The organism is Paenibacillus sp. FSL R7-0297, assembly GCF_038009025.1.
Classification (GTDB): domain Bacteria; phylum Bacillota; class Bacilli; order Paenibacillales; family Paenibacillaceae; genus Paenibacillus_AQ.
The window spans coordinates 4,002,387-4,022,734 of record NZ_JBBPAQ010000001.1 but is presented as its reverse complement, the minus strand read 5'-3'; the positions used below and the strand labels follow the sequence as shown (position 1 = coordinate 4,022,734).

At 49.0% G+C, this 20,348-nt stretch carries 21 protein-coding genes; 10 read left to right on the top strand and 11 right to left on the bottom strand.

From position 1 onward, the window contains the following. Positions 1 to 98: 98 nt before the first annotated feature. The 4 genes from MKZ24_RS17645 to MKZ24_RS17630 form a co-directional block, all read right to left on the bottom strand. Positions 99 to 1,103 (bottom strand): sensor histidine kinase, encoded by a 1,005-nt coding sequence (locus tag MKZ24_RS17645; RefSeq protein WP_340785006.1) that lies wholly within the window; start codon positions 1,101 to 1,103, stop codon positions 99 to 101. Then, positions 1,100 to 1,789: a response regulator transcription factor gene (locus MKZ24_RS17640; RefSeq protein WP_042237397.1), complete on the bottom strand. Its 690-nt coding sequence runs from the start codon at positions 1,787 to 1,789 to the stop codon at positions 1,100 to 1,102. Before MKZ24_RS17640 ends, MKZ24_RS17645 begins: the two co-directional genes overlap by 4 nt. Positions 1,790 to 1,821: 32 nt before the next feature. Continuing rightward, complete coding sequence (locus MKZ24_RS17635) at positions 1,822 to 2,430, bottom strand: hypothetical protein (protein ID WP_340785003.1); 609 nt, start codon at positions 2,428 to 2,430, stop codon at positions 1,822 to 1,824. Between the two features lie 92 nt (positions 2,431 to 2,522). Beyond that, positions 2,523 to 3,482 carry a LacI family DNA-binding transcriptional regulator gene (locus tag MKZ24_RS17630; RefSeq protein ID WP_042242829.1) on the bottom strand — a complete coding sequence of 320 codons (960 nt, stop codon included), beginning with the start codon at positions 3,480 to 3,482 and terminating at the stop codon, positions 2,523 to 2,525. Between the two features lie 184 nt (positions 3,483 to 3,666). On the opposite strand from MKZ24_RS17630, the gene MKZ24_RS17625 reads away from it, so the two are divergent. Further along, a complete protein-coding gene (locus tag MKZ24_RS17625) occupies positions 3,667 to 4,164 on the top strand; it encodes a DUF5677 domain-containing protein (RefSeq protein ID WP_042237398.1) in 498 nt (165 codons plus the stop codon). A 59-nt stretch (positions 4,165 to 4,223) separates the two neighbouring features. Here MKZ24_RS17625 and MKZ24_RS17620 read toward each other — a convergent pair whose 3' ends face one another. Further along, on the bottom strand, positions 4,224 to 4,670 hold the full coding sequence (locus MKZ24_RS17620; protein ID WP_340784995.1) for a DUF1801 domain-containing protein: 447 nt from the start codon (positions 4,668 to 4,670) through the stop codon (positions 4,224 to 4,226). A gap of 176 nt (positions 4,671 to 4,846) precedes the next feature. Then, the gene (locus tag MKZ24_RS17615; protein WP_340784992.1) at positions 4,847 to 5,587 is read right to left on the bottom strand and encodes an SDR family oxidoreductase; all 741 of its coding nucleotides are present in this window, start codon (positions 5,585 to 5,587) and stop codon (positions 4,847 to 4,849) included. A gap of 160 nt (positions 5,588 to 5,747) precedes the next feature. Between MKZ24_RS17615 and MKZ24_RS17610 the strand changes: the two genes are divergently transcribed. After that, a complete protein-coding gene (locus MKZ24_RS17610; protein WP_042138394.1) occupies positions 5,748 to 6,332 on the top strand; it encodes a TetR/AcrR family transcriptional regulator in 585 nt (194 codons plus the stop codon). Between the two features lie 83 nt (positions 6,333 to 6,415). On the opposite strand, the gene MKZ24_RS17605 is transcribed toward MKZ24_RS17610, so the two are convergent. Next, positions 6,416 to 6,865 carry an HIT family protein gene (locus MKZ24_RS17605; protein ID WP_042237403.1) on the bottom strand — a complete coding sequence of 150 codons (450 nt, stop codon included), beginning with the start codon at positions 6,863 to 6,865 and terminating at the stop codon, positions 6,416 to 6,418. Positions 6,866 to 7,170: 305 nt separating this feature from the next. Between MKZ24_RS17605 and MKZ24_RS17600 the strand changes: the two genes are divergently transcribed. From MKZ24_RS17600 to MKZ24_RS17590, 3 genes are all read left to right on the top strand, one after another. Continuing rightward, positions 7,171 to 8,049, top strand: a complete 879-nt coding sequence (locus tag MKZ24_RS17600) for a stalk domain-containing protein (protein WP_340784986.1) — start codon at positions 7,171 to 7,173, stop codon at positions 8,047 to 8,049. A gap of 188 nt (positions 8,050 to 8,237) precedes the next feature. Continuing rightward, the gene (locus tag MKZ24_RS17595; protein WP_340784982.1) at positions 8,238 to 8,819 is read left to right on the top strand and encodes a LysE family translocator; all 582 of its coding nucleotides are present in this window, start codon (positions 8,238 to 8,240) and stop codon (positions 8,817 to 8,819) included. Between the two features lie 15 nt (positions 8,820 to 8,834). Continuing rightward, positions 8,835 to 9,608 (top strand): AraC family transcriptional regulator, encoded by a 774-nt coding sequence (locus MKZ24_RS17590; protein WP_042242835.1) that lies wholly within the window; start codon positions 8,835 to 8,837, stop codon positions 9,606 to 9,608. Positions 9,609 to 9,787: 179 nt separating this feature from the next. Here MKZ24_RS17590 and MKZ24_RS17585 read toward each other — a convergent pair whose 3' ends face one another. Further along, on the bottom strand, positions 9,788 to 11,053 hold the full coding sequence (locus MKZ24_RS17585) for a DUF5050 domain-containing protein (protein ID WP_042237406.1): 1,266 nt from the start codon (positions 11,051 to 11,053) through the stop codon (positions 9,788 to 9,790). Between the two features lie 238 nt (positions 11,054 to 11,291). Between MKZ24_RS17585 and MKZ24_RS17580 the strand changes: the two genes are divergently transcribed. Genes MKZ24_RS17580 through MKZ24_RS17570 form a run of 3 tightly spaced genes read left to right on the top strand, consistent with a single transcriptional unit; the run spans position 11,292 to position 16,141 of the window. After that, on the top strand, positions 11,292 to 12,416 hold the full coding sequence (locus MKZ24_RS17580) for an ArsR/SmtB family transcription factor (protein ID WP_042237410.1): 1,125 nt from the start codon (positions 11,292 to 11,294) through the stop codon (positions 12,414 to 12,416). Positions 12,417 to 12,435: 19 nt separating this feature from the next. Further along, positions 12,436 to 14,283, top strand: a complete 1,848-nt coding sequence (locus MKZ24_RS17575; RefSeq protein ID WP_042237412.1) for an ABC transporter ATP-binding protein — start codon at positions 12,436 to 12,438, stop codon at positions 14,281 to 14,283. Further along, positions 14,273 to 16,141 carry an ABC transporter ATP-binding protein gene (locus MKZ24_RS17570; RefSeq protein WP_340784973.1) on the top strand — a complete coding sequence of 623 codons (1,869 nt, stop codon included), beginning with the start codon at positions 14,273 to 14,275 and terminating at the stop codon, positions 16,139 to 16,141. Before MKZ24_RS17575 ends, MKZ24_RS17570 begins: the two co-directional genes overlap by 11 nt. A 374-nt stretch (positions 16,142 to 16,515) precedes the next feature. Here MKZ24_RS17570 and MKZ24_RS17565 read toward each other — a convergent pair whose 3' ends face one another. The 3 genes from MKZ24_RS17565 to MKZ24_RS17555 all read right to left on the bottom strand — a co-directional run bounded on the left by MKZ24_RS17565 (position 16,516) and on the right by MKZ24_RS17555 (position 18,651). Further along, positions 16,516 to 17,196: a hypothetical protein gene (locus MKZ24_RS17565; protein ID WP_340784971.1), complete on the bottom strand. Its 681-nt coding sequence runs from the start codon at positions 17,194 to 17,196 to the stop codon at positions 16,516 to 16,518. A gap of 169 nt (positions 17,197 to 17,365) precedes the next feature. Continuing rightward, positions 17,366 to 17,923 (bottom strand): polymer-forming cytoskeletal protein, encoded by a 558-nt coding sequence (locus MKZ24_RS17560; protein WP_042237415.1) that lies wholly within the window; start codon positions 17,921 to 17,923, stop codon positions 17,366 to 17,368. 146 nt (positions 17,924 to 18,069) lie between these two features. Further along, positions 18,070 to 18,651, bottom strand: coding sequence for a GNAT family N-acetyltransferase (locus MKZ24_RS17555; RefSeq protein WP_042237416.1), 582 nt, complete (start codon positions 18,649 to 18,651; stop codon positions 18,070 to 18,072). Positions 18,652 to 18,815: 164 nt separating this feature from the next. Between MKZ24_RS17555 and MKZ24_RS17550 the strand changes: the two genes are divergently transcribed. Both MKZ24_RS17550 and MKZ24_RS17545 read left to right on the top strand, forming a co-directional pair. Continuing rightward, complete coding sequence (locus MKZ24_RS17550; protein ID WP_042237418.1) at positions 18,816 to 19,310, top strand: RNA polymerase sigma factor; 495 nt, start codon at positions 18,816 to 18,818, stop codon at positions 19,308 to 19,310. Further along, complete coding sequence (locus MKZ24_RS17545; protein WP_340784964.1) at positions 19,311 to 20,303, top strand: anti sigma factor C-terminal domain-containing protein; 993 nt, start codon at positions 19,311 to 19,313, stop codon at positions 20,301 to 20,303. Positions 20,304 to 20,348: the final 45 nt, after the last annotated feature.

Here is a 20,348-nt window from a genome sequence, read left to right as displayed (position 1 = left end):
CTGTAACCCACTCCTTTTCTATAGATCTATCATAAGCGGGCTGATGCTCCTTTTCCTGCGCTTCGCCGAACAATGTGAAGAAGCATGTGACATTATTGTCACATGCCAGTCACTCTCTGAAAGTCGTTCTCCCGGGGGAAAGTCAGCGTAAATATACTCCCTTCCCCGGGTACGGATGCTGCATGAATGCTAATCAGCAGCGGCTCCGCCACCTGCCGGGTCAGATAGAGGCCCATACCGGTGGCTGCGCTATCCTGACGCTCGCGCGATGACGTGAAGCCTTTGTCATAAATCCGCGGCAGATCCCTGGGATCAATGCCCTGGCCGCTGTCTTCGATGGTAAGCACGATATGACCGTCCGTTTCACCGCTCCTGATCAGGATATCCGAGGCTGCGCTGTATTTCACCGCATTCGTCAGCAGCTGTCTGAGCATGAAGGCCAGCCATTTACCGTCGGTCAGCACGTCTTCCACCTCAAGGTCTACATCAAATCCGATTCCTTTGGAGATACACCATGATTTCAGCGCCCGGATCTCCTGATTCAGAATCGGCTCCAGTCTTACATTCTCAATGAACAGATCATTGCGCATGAAAGGAATCCGTTTCTGATGAAGCTGCTGGTCGAGCAGATGATGAATCCGCAGCCATTCGTACATCAGCTGTCTTTGCAGGGTTTCATCCGGCAGCCGCTCAATCATCAGCTGCATGGCAGTGAGTGGTGTTTTGACCTCATGAATCCAGGACAGCAGCTCATCCTTCTCAGACTCCAGCAGGTGGTAATTGACGGAGGATTCCCGCTTGTACCTGTCAGTCTGGGCGATAACCGCCTCATGGACGATCCACTCCAGCGGACTGCCGGGCTCCATCACAGCATGAAGGTCATAGATCTGATCCCAGGCTTCCAGGCTTCTGTAGAACCTCGTCTCCTTGGAATACCGCAGAAATACGAAGCCCAGACAGAGCAGTGTATTCAGCAGCACAATGTACAGCACTGGCAGCAGGGGAATGGCAGAATCAACATAGGCCACGAAAATAATGATCAGCTGCAAGGCGGCAAGCAGCAGCAGCCAGCTCCGCTTCTCGGTTATGTATTTCCTTATCATTCTGCCGCCTCTTCGGTCGCCATATACCCTTGCCCGACCTTGGTCTCAATGAATGAATCCAGTCCCAGCGGTTCGAGCTTTTTGCGCAGCCGGTTTACATTTACGGTCAGGGTATTGTCACTCACGAAATGCTCATTGTCCCATAAGCTCTTAATCATCTCTTCGCGGTCCACAATCTGATCTTTGCGTTCGATGAGTATTTTCAGGATCAGCATCTCGTTCTTGGTCAGAAGAGCCGCTCCCTGGCTGTTAGTTACCGTATTCTTCACGAATTCAATCGCCGCCCCGCGCCAGGTCTTTAGCTCTGTACGTTCGGAGCTATAATTGTAGACCCGGCGGAGTGTGGCCTGGATTTTGGCAATCAGCACTTCGAAGTGAAACGGCTTCTGAATGAAGTCATCCGCTCCCAGCTGCATGGACATCACCATATCACTCGGATGATCACGGGAGGAGAGGAAGATAATCGGCACGTTGGAGTGAGACCGCAGAATCCGGCACCAGTGGAATCCGTCGAACTGCGGCAGCTGAATATCAATCACCACCAGATCCGGCTTCACCTCCGTAAATTCCTGCAGGACCTTGCCGAAATTCGTGATTCCGTATACCTCATACGACCACTGGGACAGTCTTTCCTTAATCTCCCCGAACAGGGTGATGTCGTCTTCAATCAGCATAATTTTAAACAATAGAGACTCTCCTTCTGTAATAATGCTATTCATTAATCCAATTGGAAACTGATTAGCTGATTCGGCAAAACACTTTTGATAACCTCAGAGTTACTGGAGTACAGCGCCGTCATATACTTGTCGAAGGTTAACGTGCTGTCATTCGTCAATAAAGTAACTGTTGTGTCTCTTGAAGGATTTCCGGATTTGCCCCTCAAGGTTAATAAATAAGAAAAGGGTGCTGGTTCACCGCTCTCATTAGCACTCTCAAATATACAATATTTGCCACCTTGAAAGAATAAGTCAGAATAAGAAGAAGAAATGCCCTCTTCATTGTCATAAAAAGCGGCCAGCCGAATCCCGTTATCCAAACCTTGCGCAGACGCTTTAACAAACCGGTCCCATACTGCCCCGCCTGCAACCACCTCTAAATTGTGCTTAACCACATAACCGCGGGCTGCGGCATCCATCATTGTATAATCTCCGGGCAGTCCTGTGAACCCTGTATAGAAACCTCTCATATCCAGCATCTGGGCAACTGTATGACCGGCAGTTTCACCCGCAGCATTATTAACGGTATTCCCCTCATTCTTGCAGCCTGCCAGCAAACCCGCAGCACATATGACCGCCAGCACACTTGTCATCATCTTAAGTCTCTTCATCCCCATTACTCCCCGCTGGAAATTGTAATTATTGGATAATTATACTTCACATTGATGAATTGACAAAGGCTTGGGCAAGTTGTAGCCTTCACTCATACGGTCTGCCGCTCAATCATGTTCAATTGAATCTCTTCATGGGCCTGGCCCCCGTCCACCGCCTGCAGCAAAGCCCTCCGGCCGATCTCCACCAGCGGTATCTCGAAGGTCGTGATGTGCATCATTCTGGCGATCGGCTGATTGTCGAACCCTACAATGGCAAGCTGACCCGGCACCTCTATCCCATTCTCCCGGCAAAAGGACAGAATTCCCGCCGCCACCTGATCACTGGTAACCAGCAGGGCAGTTGGAGGGTCGTCCATCTTCAGAATCCGCTGCATAATCCATTCCCCGTCTTCCAGCTGTACACAATCATAGAACATATAGTCATGGTTATAGGCTTCATTCCGGTTCATATAGAAGTCCCGGTAGGCCGCCTCTCTTAAATTGCTGTTAGGACTGGACTGTCTGGCCAGGCAATAGCCGACCTTGTCATGGCCTTTGCCCCTCAAATAGGTAAGCGCACGGGTGAAGCTCTGATAATGATCCATAAATATGGATGACACATGATGTCCCCTGCCATCCTCCAGCACAATAATAGGCCCGTACTGCGTATACTCGTCAACAATCTCCCAGCTGCAGGTCCGCGAACAGATAATCAGCGCATCAATTTGTTTCAGCTTCAGCATCATCAGTGCATCCAGCTCCCGTTCCACTTCATAGTTGGACTGAATCAGCACCAGCTTATAATTATCCTTGATAGCCTCATCCGCTATTCCTTCAACGACCATCCCGAAATACGGCCGCGTGATATAGGGAACGACCACCCCAATCAGGTTCGTCCTGCCCCTGCTTAGATGGACTGCATTAATATTACGTTCATAATCAGCCGTCTCCATGGCCTGCAGAACGGCTTCCCTCTTCGCCTTGCTTACATAAGGATGACCGTTAAGAACACGGGATACCGTTGTGACCGAGACTCCGGCCAGCTTCGCAATATCTTTGATATTCGCCATAATTTCACCTTCCCATGCTTGCTGCATACAGCCTGTACTCCTCTTAATTTTACCTCAAACCGCCGGAATGCGTTACATTCAGACCACAAATAAAGCATTTGACATGGAAGGCGTTTCATAAATTACAGTGGTTCTGTAATAAGGCTTAATCCGGGCTAAGTATTGTAAAAGAGGTGAGTAGAAGATGTACAACGAGGATGACGGAGCTGATCCAAAGAATCACCACCGGGAATTATGGAATACATATGAGGCTCTGGCTGGATTCATGGGTGCGCAGCTGATCGGGCACCCTTTTCCGCAGACTATGGGGTCTCTTGTTTCGCTTGAGCTGATGACCAAATTCCATACGTCATTGCTGGCAGAACGCCTGCTGCTGAACTCAGGTTTCTGCCATGAGGCTTATTGCATACTGCGCCTGATGCTCGAATATACGATTACCTTGAAATTCATTCTGCTCCAGCCCGATGAAAGGGCTGTGCGCTATTTGGATGACACCGCCGCAGCTTCCCGGCCGTTTGATTTCGACATTCCGCTGATGGCAGACGAAACCAATATGCAGGAGTGGCTACCTGTCATTGAACACCCTCTTTCCGGCTGCTCCAGCCCGCTAGAAGCCGGTGATGTGCTGGCGAAATCCTGTGAGCTGACAGCCCTGATGCTGGAAACCTGCCGGAATAGATAAGATAAAAAAAGATTGTCGATGTTCACATTTCCCTCTGTATGTCCGTACAAGAAGTGTAGTCAGCTTTGAACAGTCTCTTTCATCCATCTGGCGACTAGAGCAGGCAATTCCGCCCGCTTGAACTCCAAATCCGTACTATCCGTAATCTTCACAACGGCCCTATCTCCCGTGATCCACTCCAGCAGTCCGGAAGTATCCGTGAACAAGGGTACCGTTGCAGCCTCCTCCTTCACCTTCGCACCGGTATGGAAGATCAGCCGGAAGAAGCCTTTCCCCTGCAAGTTCATGGTTACACGGTCTTGCTGGTTGTAGCAGAAACTCGGCGCGTTCCACTTTATCTGCTCCGTGATGTCTTCATCCGCACTCAGGATTATCTTCCGCACTTCTTCGATCTCATCTTTAAGCGGATGCTCCAGCTCCTTCAGAAATAAGGATACCTGTTCCGGTCCGGTCAGTTTCACGGTCTTGCTGCGCCCATCTGCGGGTACTTTAGAGCTTGAGGCCATGGTTAGACTCACCCTTTCATAATGGTTACCCTGAAACAATTCGCTTCACACCCAATAATTCCTTTATAGAACTCACCCTGTAAATATAGCAAAAAGCAGCGCCTCCCGCTAACAGGAGCTGCGCTGCTTGTATCATTCCCCCACGGGCCGGCTCTACTGATTGTCTCAGCGCAGCCTTAAGGCAGGATCGTCGGTCTGATCACAATCTCATTCACACTCGTATCCGCAGGTTCATTAATCGCATATACGATCGCTCTGGCAATACTGTAAGGAGATATTGCCATGCTATTCATCTGGCCCGCAATTGCCCGGATTTCCGGACTGCTGATCGTGTGGGTCAGCTCTGTATCCGTCATCCCCGGCGAGATAATGGTCGAGCGGATATGTGAGGCAGGGGATTCTTCCTGCCTTAATCCCTCGGAGATGGCGCGGACGGCATATTTGGTGGCGCTGTATACCGCTGATGACGGACTTACGCTATAACCTGCTACTGAGGACAGGTTGATGATATGCCCCGACTGCTGCTCCCTCATAATCGGCAGAACGGCTGCGATGCCATACAGTACGCCTTTGATATTGACATCGATCATCTGATCCCATTCATGTACCTTCAGCTCCTGCAGCATGGATGCGGGCATTACCCCGGCATTATTCACCAGTACATCGATCCGTCCGTATTGCTGCAGGGCGAACCTTGCCAGCTTCTCCAGATCCTCCGCAGAAGTTACATCGGTCTGCAGATATACGGCATTACCGCCTTCCTGCACAATTTCACTGACGATGGTCTGCAGGCGCTCGGTTCTTCTGGCTGCCAAGACGAGCTTTGCGCCGGTTTGAGCCAGCAGCCGGGCTGCAGCTTCGCCTATACCGCTTGAAGCTCCCGTAATGATGATTACTTTGGATGGTTTATTTTCCACGTGTGACCTCTCCTTTATTCAACTTGTGTTGATTATCTGACTGGTGTTGATTATTATTATATAGAGATGAGATGGCAATTCAATCGCTAATGTAAGCAGAAATGTCCTATATGCAACATGCGCAGGCCATGTGTTCATTAACTGAAGGAGGTTCATCATCATGGGTACCGGAATCAAGACAGACAGACGGATTCTGAGAACAAGAGAAGCGATTAACAGAGCTTTTCTTGAGCTTTTTGGGGAGAAGGAGCTGGAACAAATCACGATTAACGATATCGCGGAACGGGCAAATGTAAACCGGGGGACCGTCTATCTGCACTACACCGACAAATATGATCTGCTCAACAGATGCATCGAGGATCACCTGGGCAGAATGTTCCTATCCTGCAATATGACCCGCACTCCGGACGGAGATGTTGGACTCATCAGCGAAATGAAGCCGGTATTTCTCTATTTCGAACAGAACTTCCTGTTCTTCTCCGCTATGCTTGCCAACCAGAGAACCACAATCTTCCGTGAACGCCTGCTGGAGATTGTCTCGGCGAATGTAATTCATAAGCTGGAGATGGAGAAGTCTGTTCCTGAAGGAATGGATAAGCAGCTCATTGCCCATTTCATGGCCTCGGCCTTCGTGGGCACTGTAGAATGGTGGATTCAGAACCGGATGCCGCATGCTCCGGAAGAGATGGCGCAGCAGGTGCGGAGCTTGTTTGAGGGTAATACAATGTATAGGGGACATCAATAATCCCGCACCCCTTCCACTTGGGAAAGATGCGGGATTCGCAGCCGGGGATCAGGGCTTCCGGGTTAACCACTAGGTACGCTGAATTAGATTAACTTATTGAGTTCGGTTAATAATGCCTGCTTCAATTCGGCCAGTCTCTCCTCACTGGGTCTGCAGCTGTCTGAATACATCGTTTCTCTGGGTGTCAACCAGACGGGATGTGCCGGATTCGGTTCTGTCAGCTGTCTCGGGAAAATATGCCAGTGCATATGCGAATCGCCGTTTCCCAGCAGCTCATAATTTAATTTGTACGGCTTGAATGCCTTATACACCGCTTCTGCTGCGATGCTCATTTCGACCAGAAATTTCTGTTTGTAGCCGCTGTCCAGTTCATGCAGCTCGCGTTTATGTTCCTTACCCAAAAATAAAGTGTAGCCTTCGAAATATTGATGGTCTCCAAGTACCACATACCCTGTCTCGAGCTCGGCTACAAAGTACTTATTCGTGCCATCTTTGATCATATTAATGCGGCTGCAAATCAAACATTCTTCCATATTGTGAAACCTCCCATAAGATAAGTAACAGTCCATTATCACCACTTATATCAGCTGAACTTAAAAATGATGGCCAGCCGATAGACAAACCTCTTTCGGAGCAGGGCATGGTCCATGCAACAAGTCAGATTCTTAAGTTGACTCTGTATAGCAATAATTATTTATGAGATATCCCTAAATAATAACATTACAGATGTCGATAATACTAAAGCAATATAAATTCCTTAGAAAGGAAAATAAATATATTATTGAGATTTTAATACATAGGACAAATATCATATAGTGAGTAGGAGGAATTATTTAGTATGAATATTACAAAAAAAGTATTTATCTCTTCCATTTTGGCTACCGGGTTGTTATGCGGGGCTGTAGGGGTTTACGCTGCAGACGGGGTTTCGTTAGTACAAGCTTACCTTAATAGTACTATTAAGTTTACTGTGAATGGCGTTTCGTGGACTCCTAAAGATGCAAATGGAAATAAACTCTCCCCTCTAGTATACAATGGTTCAACCTACCTTCCTGCCAAGGCAGTCGGTGAAGCAATGAATGCATCCGTTCTTTGGAATGCCGGTACTAAAACCGTCGCCATTACAACTACTGGAAGTGCCAACGCCGGAGAACCTTATAATGATTCATCATCAGCTACGACTACACCAGTCACCAATGTACCAGTAACAACTGCTCCAGCAGCTACCGCCCCTGCCTCTCAGTCAAGCAGCCTTCCAAGTGGACTGCTCACCCTGCCTTATAATCATGATCTCACTGCAGTAGGCGAAAACAACAAATCTGTAGCATTAGCTTTTATCCAAGCTTACGGAAATGCCTTAACTTCCGGATCCAACTCAAGCTATAATGCTTTAATCGATAAGTATGTGATTGACGATTTAAATGACTACGACATGGGCTACAAAAAAACATCGAAGGACAATGCAGCTAAATCGATCTCCGGGGTAGTAAAATTGAATGAAAGTGCAGTTATTACGAAATATGCGGGCATTTTAAAGAGTGCCACACTTAGTGATGTGAAATTAGACACAACCTGGTCTGAAAAATATTCAACCTCTACTACATTGTGCTACAAAGTAGAATTACCCGGTTTCTTCATATCTTCATTCAGTGTCTTTTTTGAATTTGATATGGATAAAGAAACGAACACTTATTATCTTGTAGCAGTCAATATCTAACTTCCAAATGAATAGAAGGTGTGCGGGCCCATGATGGCTTGCACACCTTTTTTGGATATACCCAAAAGAAATAGAGCTTCTCAAAAGTTTGGTGGATGATGCCTCTCGCGCGGGAAGCTGCAATAATGTACTATAGCCATTTCCCTGCCGGGTGTATATTCATGTGACTACTTCACCTGGAGGCCATCATGAATATCGTTTCTTTCATCATCTATTGTATTGTGGTAACCTTCACACCCGGCCCTACCAATATTGTGATTCTATCTTCCGTGCAGCATCACGGGGCCAAAAAAACAATGGGATACGTCGGCGGAGCCACTCTGGCGTTTGGACTGCTGCTTGCCGCCTCCACCCTGCTGAACCGCATGCTTGCGAACATCATCCCGCATATTCTCGGCGTCATGCAGATCATCGGCAGCTTGTACATGCTCTACCTGGCTTACCAGGTCTACAGGATGGGCCGTACCGAGGACAATTCCCGCCACTCCTCCGGCTTCGTCTCCGGGCTGCTGATGCAATTCGCCAATCCGAAGGTGCTGCTGTTCACGCTGACCGTTATCCCGGGTTATGTTATGCCTTATTATAGTTCACCCGCAGCAGCCTTCATCTTCGTTCTGGTAATTACTGTGATCGGTTTTCTGGCATTCACTACCTGGGTCGTATTCGGCTCCATATTCAAGAGCTTTCTGCAGCGGCATCAGCGGGTGATGAATAGTATCATGGCACTTTTTCTAGTATACTCTGCTGTAATGGTATCCGGAATTTTATAGAGGGCGGTGATTAAGGTGGAACAATTCAATTATAGAAAGTCTGCAGAGATTCTCGCCTTATCGGCCAGCATGACGGATTTCACTTACAAAAAGCATTGTCACGAAGAATATGCCCTGGGCGTAACACTGCGCGGTATCCAGCAATATCATCTGGCTGGCAGCCTGCACTCCTCCCATCCGGGCGGTGTCATGTTGTTTAACCCCGAACAGTACCACGACGGCAATTCCTATGATAGAGCAGGTATTGATTATGTCATGCTCTATATTAAGCCGGCCAAGTTTGCAGAGATTCTGGGCAAGCAGGAGCTGCGGTTCACCTCGCCTATCGTCTATGACAGGGAACTGGCACAATCCGTCTATTCCTTGAACCAAGCGGTCCAGAACGGCGCTGACAACGCACTTTGCAGTGAATTGCTGCTTCAGCTGGCCCATCTGGCCGCCCATACCGAAATCGAAGCCGCCATGCGGACCGATAATGCCTTTGTTCAACAAGCCAAGGAAATGATGTACTACAGCCTCGGCCAAGTGCTTAAGCTTGATCACATCTCACAGGAGTTAGGCCTGTCCAAATATCAGTTCATCCGCGAGTTCAAATCACATACAGGCATCTCGCCTTACCAATTCTTCCTGAACTGCAAGGTTGAACATGCCAGACAATCGATCGAGAAGAACAAGGATATCTATTCCGCAGTAGCCGAATACGGCTTCACAGACCTGACTCACCTGAACCGGCATTTCAAAAGTGTCTTCGGCCTTACAGCCTATGAATACATGTCACAGCTGGCTTAATCCATATTCTTCTGCGCCAGCATAGCTCTGTACCTTTATCTACTTCTTATGCTGCGGAATCCACTCTATTACTCTGGTGCCAGCACCTTATCCACCAGACGGTCCTGCTCAAGGCTCAGAAACCGCCCGTAATGCGGGTAACGTTGGCCCTCATGCCTTGTCTCGAATCATCCCTCCCTCTATTCGATGTCAACTTCTACGAAACGGTTGGTTGTTGCATTCATATAATACAGCTTGTTATCCACGATATGGATATATAAGGTCTTGTCATCGCTCTGCTTCTCGCTGGTATAATCGCTAAGATTGAGCCGGAACAGCTTCTTGCTGTACTCGGAGTAATTGCTGAAGTACAAATAGTTTCCGCTAAGATTCATCTCTCTGCCATTCAAAGCGGAAATTTGGGTTAATCCGGTTCCATCTATATTCATCGTATATAAATGCTCTTTGAAATTGAGGTACATGATATCATCTTTCATCACTATATTAGTGATGTATCCGCCATCCAGCAGCTTCTTCTTGCGGCTGCCGTCAAGGTCCATAACAAACAGCTTGCTGAAGTCAATCGTATAGTAGATCTTGCCGCCATACACCGCCAGGCTGGATACCCCGTACTGTTCAAGCACCGTTCTGGAGCTGCCGTCGGTCTTCATCCGGTAGAGCGGCTTATTCATCGACGAGTTCCCCTGCGTGAAGTAGATCCAGTCATCAACAACCGACACGAGGTTCTTCCCGACGGCAAAATCTCGAATCATCGTCCGCGCCGACCCGTCCGTATTCATGCTGAACAGCTTGTTGTTGTCGCCCGTATAATACAGCTTTCCGCCTACAAGATTAATATAAGCCGCAAATTCGTCATCGCTAAGCTTCTGAAGTTCAGTACCGTCCTTCTTCTGTTTATAGAGTCTCCCCGAGTCTAGCGGATTATTGAAATAGACCCATTCATTGTCGGCCGCATACAAGCCCCAATTGTTCAGATTGCCTATCGAATTCCCCATTACACCAGGACCTGCGGGTTGTACGGATTCTTCCTGTGTGATCGCGACCTGCCCGTCTGCATAAGTAACCGAGGCTTCAAAAACCTCAGAAAGCACCCGGAGCGGCACCAGCATCCTTCCATTCACCAGCCTCGGAGCAGCTGCCAGTGTGAAGGGCTGCTGGTTCTTGTAGGCTGCGGTAGACCCCGCCGTTATACTCAGTGTAATGGTTCCTTTGGAAATTAGGATTGCTTTATTATTCCCCGGAACAATCATCCCGCCCAGTTCATCCGCCACGAAGCGGAGGGGAACATATACCGTACCTTGATCATTCACAGGCTGTACATCGAAATTCACCAGCTTACCATTGACTGTAACTGTAACCGCCGGCTGATCCGCCGGAGCTGCGAAGATTGTCGCCATACCCGTTAAGCTAAAGAGCAGCGGGGCAATAATGATCCATTTCCTCAAGGAGAACACCTCTCAGTTATTTATTTCTGAACGTACAGCTCCTATGTATTCTACACCTCCGTTCATCATTCTTCCACAATATCAATAAATCTCCATCCGGTAGATTAGCGTCCGCACACACAATATTCACTTTACAATTTCTAGCATATGGTTTATTTTAACATTAAGTCGTCATTAAATGTTGTGATATTCAACCCAATATTTAATATCAAATTTAAATGCTGAACTGGAGGACCTTATGAAGGATACTTTGCAGGAGACCTTACTGAAGAATATCCGTTTTGAGTACAACGAAGCTGTCGAGCTTGTGGTTTCCATGGCAATGCTTGCATGTGAAGACCAGGTGGCGGAGTTGGCCAAGGATTACAAAATCGAAACCGATGAGCTGCTGGGAACCTACTTCGATGATGCACGCAGATTATTGTCACCTCACTTCACCCGTGAGCTGATGTTTTTCTTCCGGTATGACTTCTTTCATAATGCCCTGGATTTCCCCTTATTCGAATCGGTCTTCACTCACCGGGAAACGCTGACTGCAGAGGAGTTGATCAACCGGCTGGAGAACAGCTCTGCGGAGCATATCGTTTCAGAGATGGTCTACGGCGTCTACAACGATAATATGGAGGCATTATTGAAAGGCAACGATTGGGAGATTGTTAAAAAGGATCTTGCGGCGCTTACAGAATTGGTGTCCAATACAAAACCCCAGCCGGAGGTTGCAGAAGCTCATGCGCCGCTGCTTGAATGTCTTGCTCATCCTGAGGAGACCAAGCTGCGGTATCTGCAGCTTTTGCGTCAATTCAACCAGGATGTATTTGTTCACTGGAAAGAACGGATCCGCGAGCTTTCCGAGCAGGCCTCCCGCAAGTATGAGGCCCAGTTCCTCAGCAATCCGGAGGTTTTCATTCGTGAAGTCCACAAGAATGAGCCTTCACTGTTCGACATCCCGACCACTTTCCATGTCAGCTTTGTCTCTCAGGTCAACAACAGCTTCTTACAGTTCCATACGGATGCCGGACAGGTCGGCTGGGTCATTTTCGGCGTACATAATGACCGGGTATATGGACCTGCAGCAGACAGGGAGAAAACTGAATTATTCCTCAAAACCTTCTCGGATAAACGGCGGCTGGACTTCCTGATGTTATTGAAGCAGCGTCCACACTATGGCCAGGAAATTGCCGAAGCCCTCGGTATTACACCTGCTGCTGTGAAATATCATTCCAATTTCCTGTTCTTCCTGGATTTGCTGGACATCCAGCGGATGGATCACCGGCTGTATTATGTACTTAGAACCGATACTTTGCGCAGTCTGCTGGCCTTGACGGCTAAAGTTATGCTGGACAAAGACCATTTCATAAATTGATAGCTCGGGAGGGGTCCACTTGAACGGGATCACGAATACCGGGGCAACGCCGCTGAATGAACAGCCCGCCGCTGCCCAGAATACATTTATCCGGTTGCTGAAGCTCGGCAAACCCTATACAGGCTGGTACATCATTCTTTGTGTTCTGGCAGCGGTTATCTCACTCACAACTGTAGGTCTGGCTGAGTCGCTGCGGCGGATTATCAATGCGGCAACTAACCACAATACGTCCGGTCTTACAGCGGGAATGACCTTCGCTGCTGTCATCGTCATTACGGATGCCGGAGTCCACTTTCTGAATACATATCTCTCAGGGCTGCTGGAGATCAAATCCACCTCTAAGGTTCAGATCTCCATGCTGACAAGATTACTGAATGTTCAGATGAAGGATCTGGACCGTTATCATTCCGCCGATCTGATCAGCCGGATGAATGACTCCGCTCCAGCCGCACAGCAGGGAATAAACCGGAAGACGATTGACCTGATCAGCAATCTGCTGCAAATCACATTTCTGCTCACTTATCTGCTGTCTCTGCAATTTGCTCTGACACTGGGGACAGTCATCATCTGTGCACTGGTTCCTCTGGTTATGTTCCCCTTCACCTCACGGCTCCGCACCATGAATGAACAGCGCCAGAGCATTGAGAGCGCTCAACAGGCATTCGTTCAGGATTCGATACAAGGCGCTGAGGTGGTGCGCGCCTTCTCCCTTGCTCCCCGTCTACTCGGGCAATTCACCAGCAGAGTCCGGCAATTTAACACAGTCCACCTGCCGGTCTCACGGATAGAGGCTGTAGGTTACAATATGCCGTTGGCCGTTATTCTGGGCGGATTGCTGTATGTACTCTCCTATGGCGGCTATCTTGTAATTGGAGGGCGGATTGATGTAGGCGCCGTTGCTGCTTTTCTCATTTGCTTTGAACAAATTTCGAATCCGGTATCGCGGCTTGCCAACCTGTGGACAGAACTGCAGGCTTCGCTGGCACAGGGGAAGCGTTTATTTGAAATCATGGATTTAACCGAAGAAGGCATCAGCCCTGCTAATCCCGGTACCGCAGGGCATCTGGCTGAAGCATGGGATACCGTTAATCTGCCACTTGCCGGACAGGAGCCGCTCATATTCAACAATGTCAGCTTCGGGTACGGACAAACGAAGGTATTAACTGAAACTCAGCTGCGGATTGAGCCAGGTAAGGTTACCGCTTTCGCCGGAGCCAGCGGGAGCGGCAAGAGCACAATTCTTCAGCTAATGCTTGCCGCTTATGTGCCTGACGGAGGAAGCATTCATCATGGCAGTATGCCCTTACAAACCATTCCGCCGCGTAGCTGGCGCAGCCGTATCGCCTATGTATCGCAGGAGCCTTATCTATTCTCAGGAACACTATACGAGAATATTGCCTGGGGGCGGCAGGAAGCCTCCCGTGAAGAGGTGATCTCTGCCGCACAGAATGCAGGCATCCACGATTTCATTATGCAGACTCCACAGCAGTATGAGACGGTCATCGGAGAAAGAGGGCTTACGTTGTCGGGAGGTGAACGCCAGCGGCTCTCCATTGCCCGGGCATTCGTCCGCGAGCCGGGACTGCTGCTGCTGGATGAACCTACGGCTGCGCTTGACAGCCATAATGAGGAGATTGTCCAGCAGGCCTTGAAGGCCCTGATGACGAACCGGACAACGGTTGTAGTCGCCCACCGGCTCTCAACTATTAAGTACGCTGATCATATCTACTTCATGGAGGCCGGAGCAATTGTTGAACAAGGGACCCATATGGAGTTAATGGCACTGCAAGGCAAATATCATGCTATGGCCCAGGCGGGCATTCAGACAGAGGCTGCTGCCGGAGGAGGACTGCAAAATGAATACTAAATCATCTTCATCCGGCCGAATCCGGCTCCGGGAAGCCCTCCAGCGGCTGCTTCCTTATGTCAAGCCATACCAGATCGGCTTTCTGGCAGCAATAGTGCTGCTAATGGCCAGGCTTGCCCTGGATGTCGGATTTGCTACGGTTCAGCAGGTTTTCATTGATACAATTAACAGTACCAATATGCAGTCCCTGACACGGATAACCCTAATTTGTTCGCTGGCCTGCTTCCTGATTATTCTCTGTCTTATGCTGCAGCATTATCTCCGCTTCACCGTACACAGCCGGATGGCCTGGGATTTCCGGACGAAGCTGTTTGATGCCAGCCACCGGCTGACTTACCGCCAGCTGGAAGCCATGCATTCCGGAGATTTGACCTCCCGGAATACCAAGGATGCCGGAGCGGCCATGGGGATGATTAGCAGTCTGGTCTACGATCTGGGTTATAATCTTCTGCTCTGCCTGGTTGCATTTCTGTATTTGGCCAGTATGGATGTCTGGCTTGCACTCCTTGCACTTGGAACGGGCCCCGTTGTCTTTCTGTCCGGCCGTTTCTTTGACCGCAGACTGCGCAAGCTGTACACACAAATCTATGCCCAGGAAGCCTTGCTGCGGGGAATCCTGCAGGAGACCCTCCAGGGGATGAAGGTTATCCGTTCATTTTCACTGGAGAATACGCTGCTGGGCAGGTATGCAGCTGAACGCGAGCAGCTGAACCGGCTGCAGAAGCAAAAAACGCTGCTGAACGCGCTGCTCTGGCATTCTTCTGCATTCATTAATAATGTTGTAATGATCAGCTGCGCTATCCTTATTGCCAGGTCAGCGCTGCGGGGTGAGACCTCGGCGGGTGAAGTGCTTGCCTTCATCATCCTGATGGGACGTGTTCAGTGGCCATTCGTCCACATGTCGCAGACTTGGGGCGGGGTACAGGAATCACTCGGGGCGGCTGACCGTGTATTTGAGATTCTTGATGCTCCCCGGGAAGGGGCAGCATCTGGCATTGGACAGGATACTGCCGTATCCGCAGCGGTAGCCGCCGCTGAAGCAACCGCCTTGGCGGAAGCTGCTGCACTAAGCATACAGGGGCTGCACTACAGCTTCGAGGGACCCCAGTCCAGGGAGGGAAGCTGTCTGAGCGGGATCCGTCTTGAGCTGAAGCATGGCGAGACGGTTGCCGTTGTCGGCCCCAGCGGCTCGGGCAAGACGACACTTGTACGGTTGTGCTGCGGACTCTATGAACCGGAGGCCGGCAGTATTACCGTGTGCGGTTATGGTGTACATGATCACCTTGAGGCGGCGCGCCGGAGGATCTCCTATGTACCGCAGAATCCTTACCTGTTCTCCGGCAGCATCCGGGATAATATCGCGTTCAGTGCTGAACATGCCAGCGATGAAGAAATCCGGGAAGCTGCCCGCCTGGCAGGTGCAGATGAATTTATTATGCGGCTGCCTGAAGGATACGACACGCAGATCGGTGAACACGGCTCTACTTTATCAGGCGGTCAACGGCAGCGCCTCGCCATCGCCAGAGCTTTTCTGCGTAATGCGCCGCTCCTGCTGCTGGATGAAGCTACTTCAGCACTCGACAACGAGTCCGAACGGCTGGTTCAGCAATCGCTTGATCTGCTGATGAAAGACCGGACCACCCTCGTGATTGCCCACAGGCTCTCAACGGTAAGGGAGGCTTCGCGGATCATTGTTCTGGATCATGGGAGAATTGTTGAAGAAGGCACACATGATGCGCTCATTGAACAGGATGGGCTCTATGCGGAGCTGTATCATTTACAGTTTAGAACATCACCGGCTGAAGAATTGGAATCCGCATCCTATGCGAAATCCCTTACTTCAGTATTACCGGCATAACATAACATTAGTTATCCTTGGGAATAGATCACAAATACAGACGAAGACCCTGGCAGTCCGTGTCCGCACGGCGCCGGAGTCTTCGTCCTCTTTTCAGGCAACTTATAATAAAGATTCTTAAGTAAGCTCACCTTCATCAATAGGCCAATAGAGAAATGTTGTACGTTTTGCAACTCGGGATCATTGATAACTGGGTATTTGGGCGGAATGTTGTATGAAATACAACAATTATCCCATTTATCGGCTTGATGACGGAGGAATACTGCATTTCGTACAACAATTTGCGATTACGGCTGATATTACAAGGAAATTGTTGTACTTTGTGCAACACTTCCATCATCGAAGGGGGTGAGAGTGCCCCCACACTTTTATTTTCATTTACCAAGCGGAATCGCTCCGCTGTCTCTTGCGTCTGTTATTATTTTGGATGCAATCATTCCCTCCGCTTCATCAAGTCCTTCAATCTCAAACGGGACACCCGCCGTAGCCGGCTGAAAAGCGAACCAAATCGTCCGGTCTGATCCGACTTTAATAAGCTTCGCCTCAGATTTATCCGTCCCTGCCTCCTTCTGCTCGACTGTAATATGCTGAATGGACGGGTTCAGAACTTCTCCGATCACCATGGGAAATGGAGTCGAAATATGCTCCAGTTCAGGAAAACACATATAGTTTAATGCAGAGCTGTCCGGATCTCCGCCCATTCCGTAGCCGCCTCCCCATACCCACTTCCATCCGAGCCAGGTTTTGCGGACATACTCTACTTGAAGATTATTGCTATCTTGCTGGCCCGCCCGGGTAAGAAATACCAGCTCCCCTCTGGCTGCAGGCTCCTGATGAATTACTGTCATCGAGTCGGAGCCGCGGAACAGCCGGACAGCTTCTTCCGGACTTTTGCCAAGTGGAATTTGGAGGGTCTGCTCCATTCCGAGTAAGCGGGACATCCGCTGGTCAGACCATCCGCCAGGTCTTTCATACATATACAAAAGTAAATAGAGTACGGCTACGGAAACTAGAATCACTCCGGCAGCCATCCCCAATCTCCGGCTATTCTTCATGAATAATTGCATCCCCTGTCCCATGTGTTTACGCTTACAATACCTTCCATAATACTATAGAATATTTCCGGACAGAATACAAAAAAGCCCATAGAGCCAGCCCCAGAGGGCCTGTCTACAGGCTGTTTGCAATACAATATACTAATGTAGCTGCTGTATTAGGATTGAATTATTTAACTTCATTTGCTCCGGTTACTTTGCCTTCGATCACAGCAGTAGCCTTCACATCTTCACTTGCATAGTACAGGTTGCCGTCGATGGTAGCATCTTTGTACAGGTTGAATCCGTTAGCTTCTACATATACGTCACCTTTGATTGTACCGCCTTGAACGCGGAAGTTCTCGCTCTGCACAGTTACTTTAGGTGCTGTCAGAGTATAGGTAGCTGTAACCTTGTGGTCTGCATCTTGTGCATACAGGGCAAGCTTACGATAGATTGCTGCACTTGCATCGCCTTTGTCATGGAATTCACCGGCTACAACAACATCCTTGTCCACGGTCAGATCGTTCAGAACCGCTATAATCCAGTTGCCGCTTTCGCTTACAGCAGCAGTGAAGGCATCTGCCTGGTTAACGATCGAAGCCGTGCTTTTTGCATCAGTCTGCTCTGTGGCTGGAGCTGTAGTTGCTGCTGCCCCTGCATCATTAGCTGCATTATTATTCGATCCACAACCCGACAACAATGCTGCGGATACCCCTGCTACTACTAAAACTTTGAATAATTTCATTTTTATTCCCCCTGTTTCTTTTAATTAACTTTATTATATATTAAAATTTTATGATAACAAAGTGATAGTTTTCACGAATTTGTGTCTTTTTTCACAAACAAGCATTTTGATTGTTTCATATCGTGCAAAATGCAGGCATTTCATGCTTATTTGTCTAATTTTGTACGCGAACCTTCAGCGGCTGATCCTTTCAATTCTAAGGCCTCCCACTCCTCTCTAAGCAGTCCCATTCGAATAGAATCATAGAATTGCCCGTCGTAGTACCGGCATTTCCGGAGTCTTGCTTCCATCGTCATGCCTAATTTCACCCCGGTCCTAATCATCCGCACATTCCCGGACCATGTGGTATAGCCTACACGGACCAGCGGATAAGCATTGAACAGATGACCGATCCATAGCCTGAGAGCTTTTGTCCCGTAACCACTGCTCCAATATGCCGGATCATAGATGATAATGCCCATTTCCAGCCATAAGGATGGCTTATGCTCCCAATAGTAACTGACGTCGCCTATAACCTCGCCCTCTACTTCTATTACCCAATTATTTCCGCATCCAACAATCTCCGCTCTGTTCCCATAATACTCTTCCCACGGAATCCGCTTGTGTTCGTAGTAAGGCGCATCCCATTTCTTCCACTCCGGTGCTTCCTCTTTATGTGAGAGCTCCCACAGTCTGAACAGATCCCCTTCAGCTATGGGCCGGATCACCAATTCCTTATCCTGATACATAGATACCCTCCGATGCAGCTAATATTTTACATACTGATATTATATTAACTGAATAGGTGAGGCGGTTGCCGGTAGTGAACATTTATAATTAAGGAATACTGGATGTAACGGCTGCTGTAAACTTTTCACGGAGCTTAGCGTTGTATAGGGGAAGGGGGCAGGACATGGCCAAAGAAACCATTCATCACTTTCTGCAGCAAGCCGGAACTTTGCTATACCGGTACTTGAGAAAACGCGGACTCGCCCGCGAGGATGCTGAAGATATCGTTCAGGACACCTGTTATAAATACTTAATCTATCAGGATGGCATCGGCCCGAAACAAGTCATGGGCTGGATGTTCCGGGTAGCAACTAATCAATTCTATGATCTTAAGAGGAAAGATAAACGCCATCCCACGGTCGATGTTGACGACATTCAGCTTCTTTCTTTGACCCATCTGCCGGAGATTCAGCTGCTGAGGCGGGAAACCGCACAGAATATCCGCGACACACTGTCTCTGCTCTCTGAGCAGCATCAGGAGCTGCTGATTCTCAAATATGAGCTGAACCTGACCTACAAGGAGCTCTCATCCCTGTACGGTATGAATGAGAATACGCTCAAGACTCATGTTACGCGCGCCAAAAACCAATTCATCAAACACTATAGGGAGGGTCAATAAATGGAACAGAATCAAGAACAGGACCAGTTTATTTTCGGAGGGAAGCAGGCTCAGCAGCTCATTCACAAAGCCAGACTCCGCTCCACCCTGAAGACCATTGGCATCATTGTTATCGTAACCCCCATTATTCTCGCCGTTATCTGGTATGGCCTCTACCATTTGAGGCTGTATCAGGGCAGCAAGGTACAATCAGAGATTCTCTGGAAAAATGAGATCAGCGCCCCCAATGTGCACATCAGCAACCAGTCGGTGAAATTAGATAGCTTTGGCGGCGAAACCTACAATCAGACTTACAAATGGCTGGGAAATAAGCCTTATATCTGGCAGCCCATCGAGGAATCCTATAATCTGCTGGGCCGCTCCACCGGCAGGTATGGCGCATTCGGAGCGATTTCTCTGCCGGAACAGCTGAGCACAGCATCCACACACCGTTACAACTCTGCCACAGGGGACCGGGAAATGATCTTTTACCATCCGGAGATCGCTTATGAAACGTACGAGGACAGCATCAGTCTGCTGAAGCAGCTGGAAGACGATACACTTGTGGAGCTGGCTTTGTCTTTTGACCAAGCCTATACGCTGGAAGAGACCCGGAAGCTTATCCCTGCCGGGGTGCAGCCTGTCTGGTTCTGGACGGATGCATATACCCCCTCTTATAAAAAATACCTGAAGGAAACGCGGCAAACCATCGCGGCTGATTCGATGATTATCTACGGATTTCACGGCGAGCAGTTCGCTCCTTACGGCGGTGTGGACTCCTTCATTAACAGTGTCGAGCAGCTGCGCAAGCACGGCAGGAACTTCACCTGGGAAGCAGATCAGGTTCATCAGAGCCTGGCCGGGGATAATGATATTCTGGAGCCGGAGGATATCACAATCATTGGCGCAGTCGTAACCGGCACCGCTAAACAGCTGGAAGCTCTGCAGAACCAGGCTTATATCAAAGGATCAACCTTCGGTGTTGTCTCTGATACCACCTCGCTTCCTGACTAAGCTGCCTTGGATTGGACATCTATACAGCAGACTGAGATAATACAA

Bases quoted from the DNA above. Each gene is read 5' to 3' on its own strand.
- MKZ24_RS17550 (WP_042237418.1), top strand. From the start codon at position 18,816: ATGGCCAAAGAAACCATTCATCACTTTCTGCAGCAAGCCGGAACTTTG.
- MKZ24_RS17570 (WP_340784973.1), top strand. From the start codon at position 14,273: ATGAATACTAAATCATCTTCATCCGGCCGAATCCGGCTCCGGGAAGCC.
- MKZ24_RS17600 (WP_340784986.1), top strand. From the start codon at position 7,171: ATGAATATTACAAAAAAAGTATTTATCTCTTCCATTTTGGCTACCGGG.
- MKZ24_RS17620 (WP_340784995.1), bottom strand. From the start codon at position 4,670: ATGGCCTCAAGCTCTAAAGTACCCGCAGATGGGCGCAGCAAGACCGTG.
- MKZ24_RS17630 (WP_042242829.1), bottom strand. From the start codon at position 3,482: ATGGCGAATATCAAAGATATTGCGAAGCTGGCCGGAGTCTCGGTCACA.
- MKZ24_RS17610 (WP_042138394.1), top strand. From the start codon at position 5,748: ATGGGTACCGGAATCAAGACAGACAGACGGATTCTGAGAACAAGAGAA.
- MKZ24_RS17555 (WP_042237416.1), bottom strand. From the start codon at position 18,651: ATGTATCAGGATAAGGAATTGGTGATCCGGCCCATAGCTGAAGGGGAT.
- MKZ24_RS17560 (WP_042237415.1), bottom strand. From the start codon at position 17,923: ATGAAATTATTCAAAGTTTTAGTAGTAGCAGGGGTATCCGCAGCATTG.
- MKZ24_RS17635 (WP_340785003.1), bottom strand. From the start codon at position 2,430: ATGAAGAGACTTAAGATGATGACAAGTGTGCTGGCGGTCATATGTGCT.
- MKZ24_RS17545 (WP_340784964.1), top strand. From the start codon at position 19,311: ATGGAACAGAATCAAGAACAGGACCAGTTTATTTTCGGAGGGAAGCAG.
- MKZ24_RS17645 (WP_340785006.1), bottom strand. From the start codon at position 1,103: ATGATAAGGAAATACATAACCGAGAAGCGGAGCTGGCTGCTGCTGCTT.
- MKZ24_RS17595 (WP_340784982.1), top strand. From the start codon at position 8,238: ATGAATATCGTTTCTTTCATCATCTATTGTATTGTGGTAACCTTCACA.
- MKZ24_RS17565 (WP_340784971.1), bottom strand. From the start codon at position 17,196: ATGAAGAATAGCCGGAGATTGGGGATGGCTGCCGGAGTGATTCTAGTT.
- MKZ24_RS17625 (WP_042237398.1), top strand. From the start codon at position 3,667: ATGTACAACGAGGATGACGGAGCTGATCCAAAGAATCACCACCGGGAA.
- MKZ24_RS17605 (WP_042237403.1), bottom strand. From the start codon at position 6,865: ATGGAAGAATGTTTGATTTGCAGCCGCATTAATATGATCAAAGATGGC.
- MKZ24_RS17580 (WP_042237410.1), top strand. From the start codon at position 11,292: ATGAAGGATACTTTGCAGGAGACCTTACTGAAGAATATCCGTTTTGAG.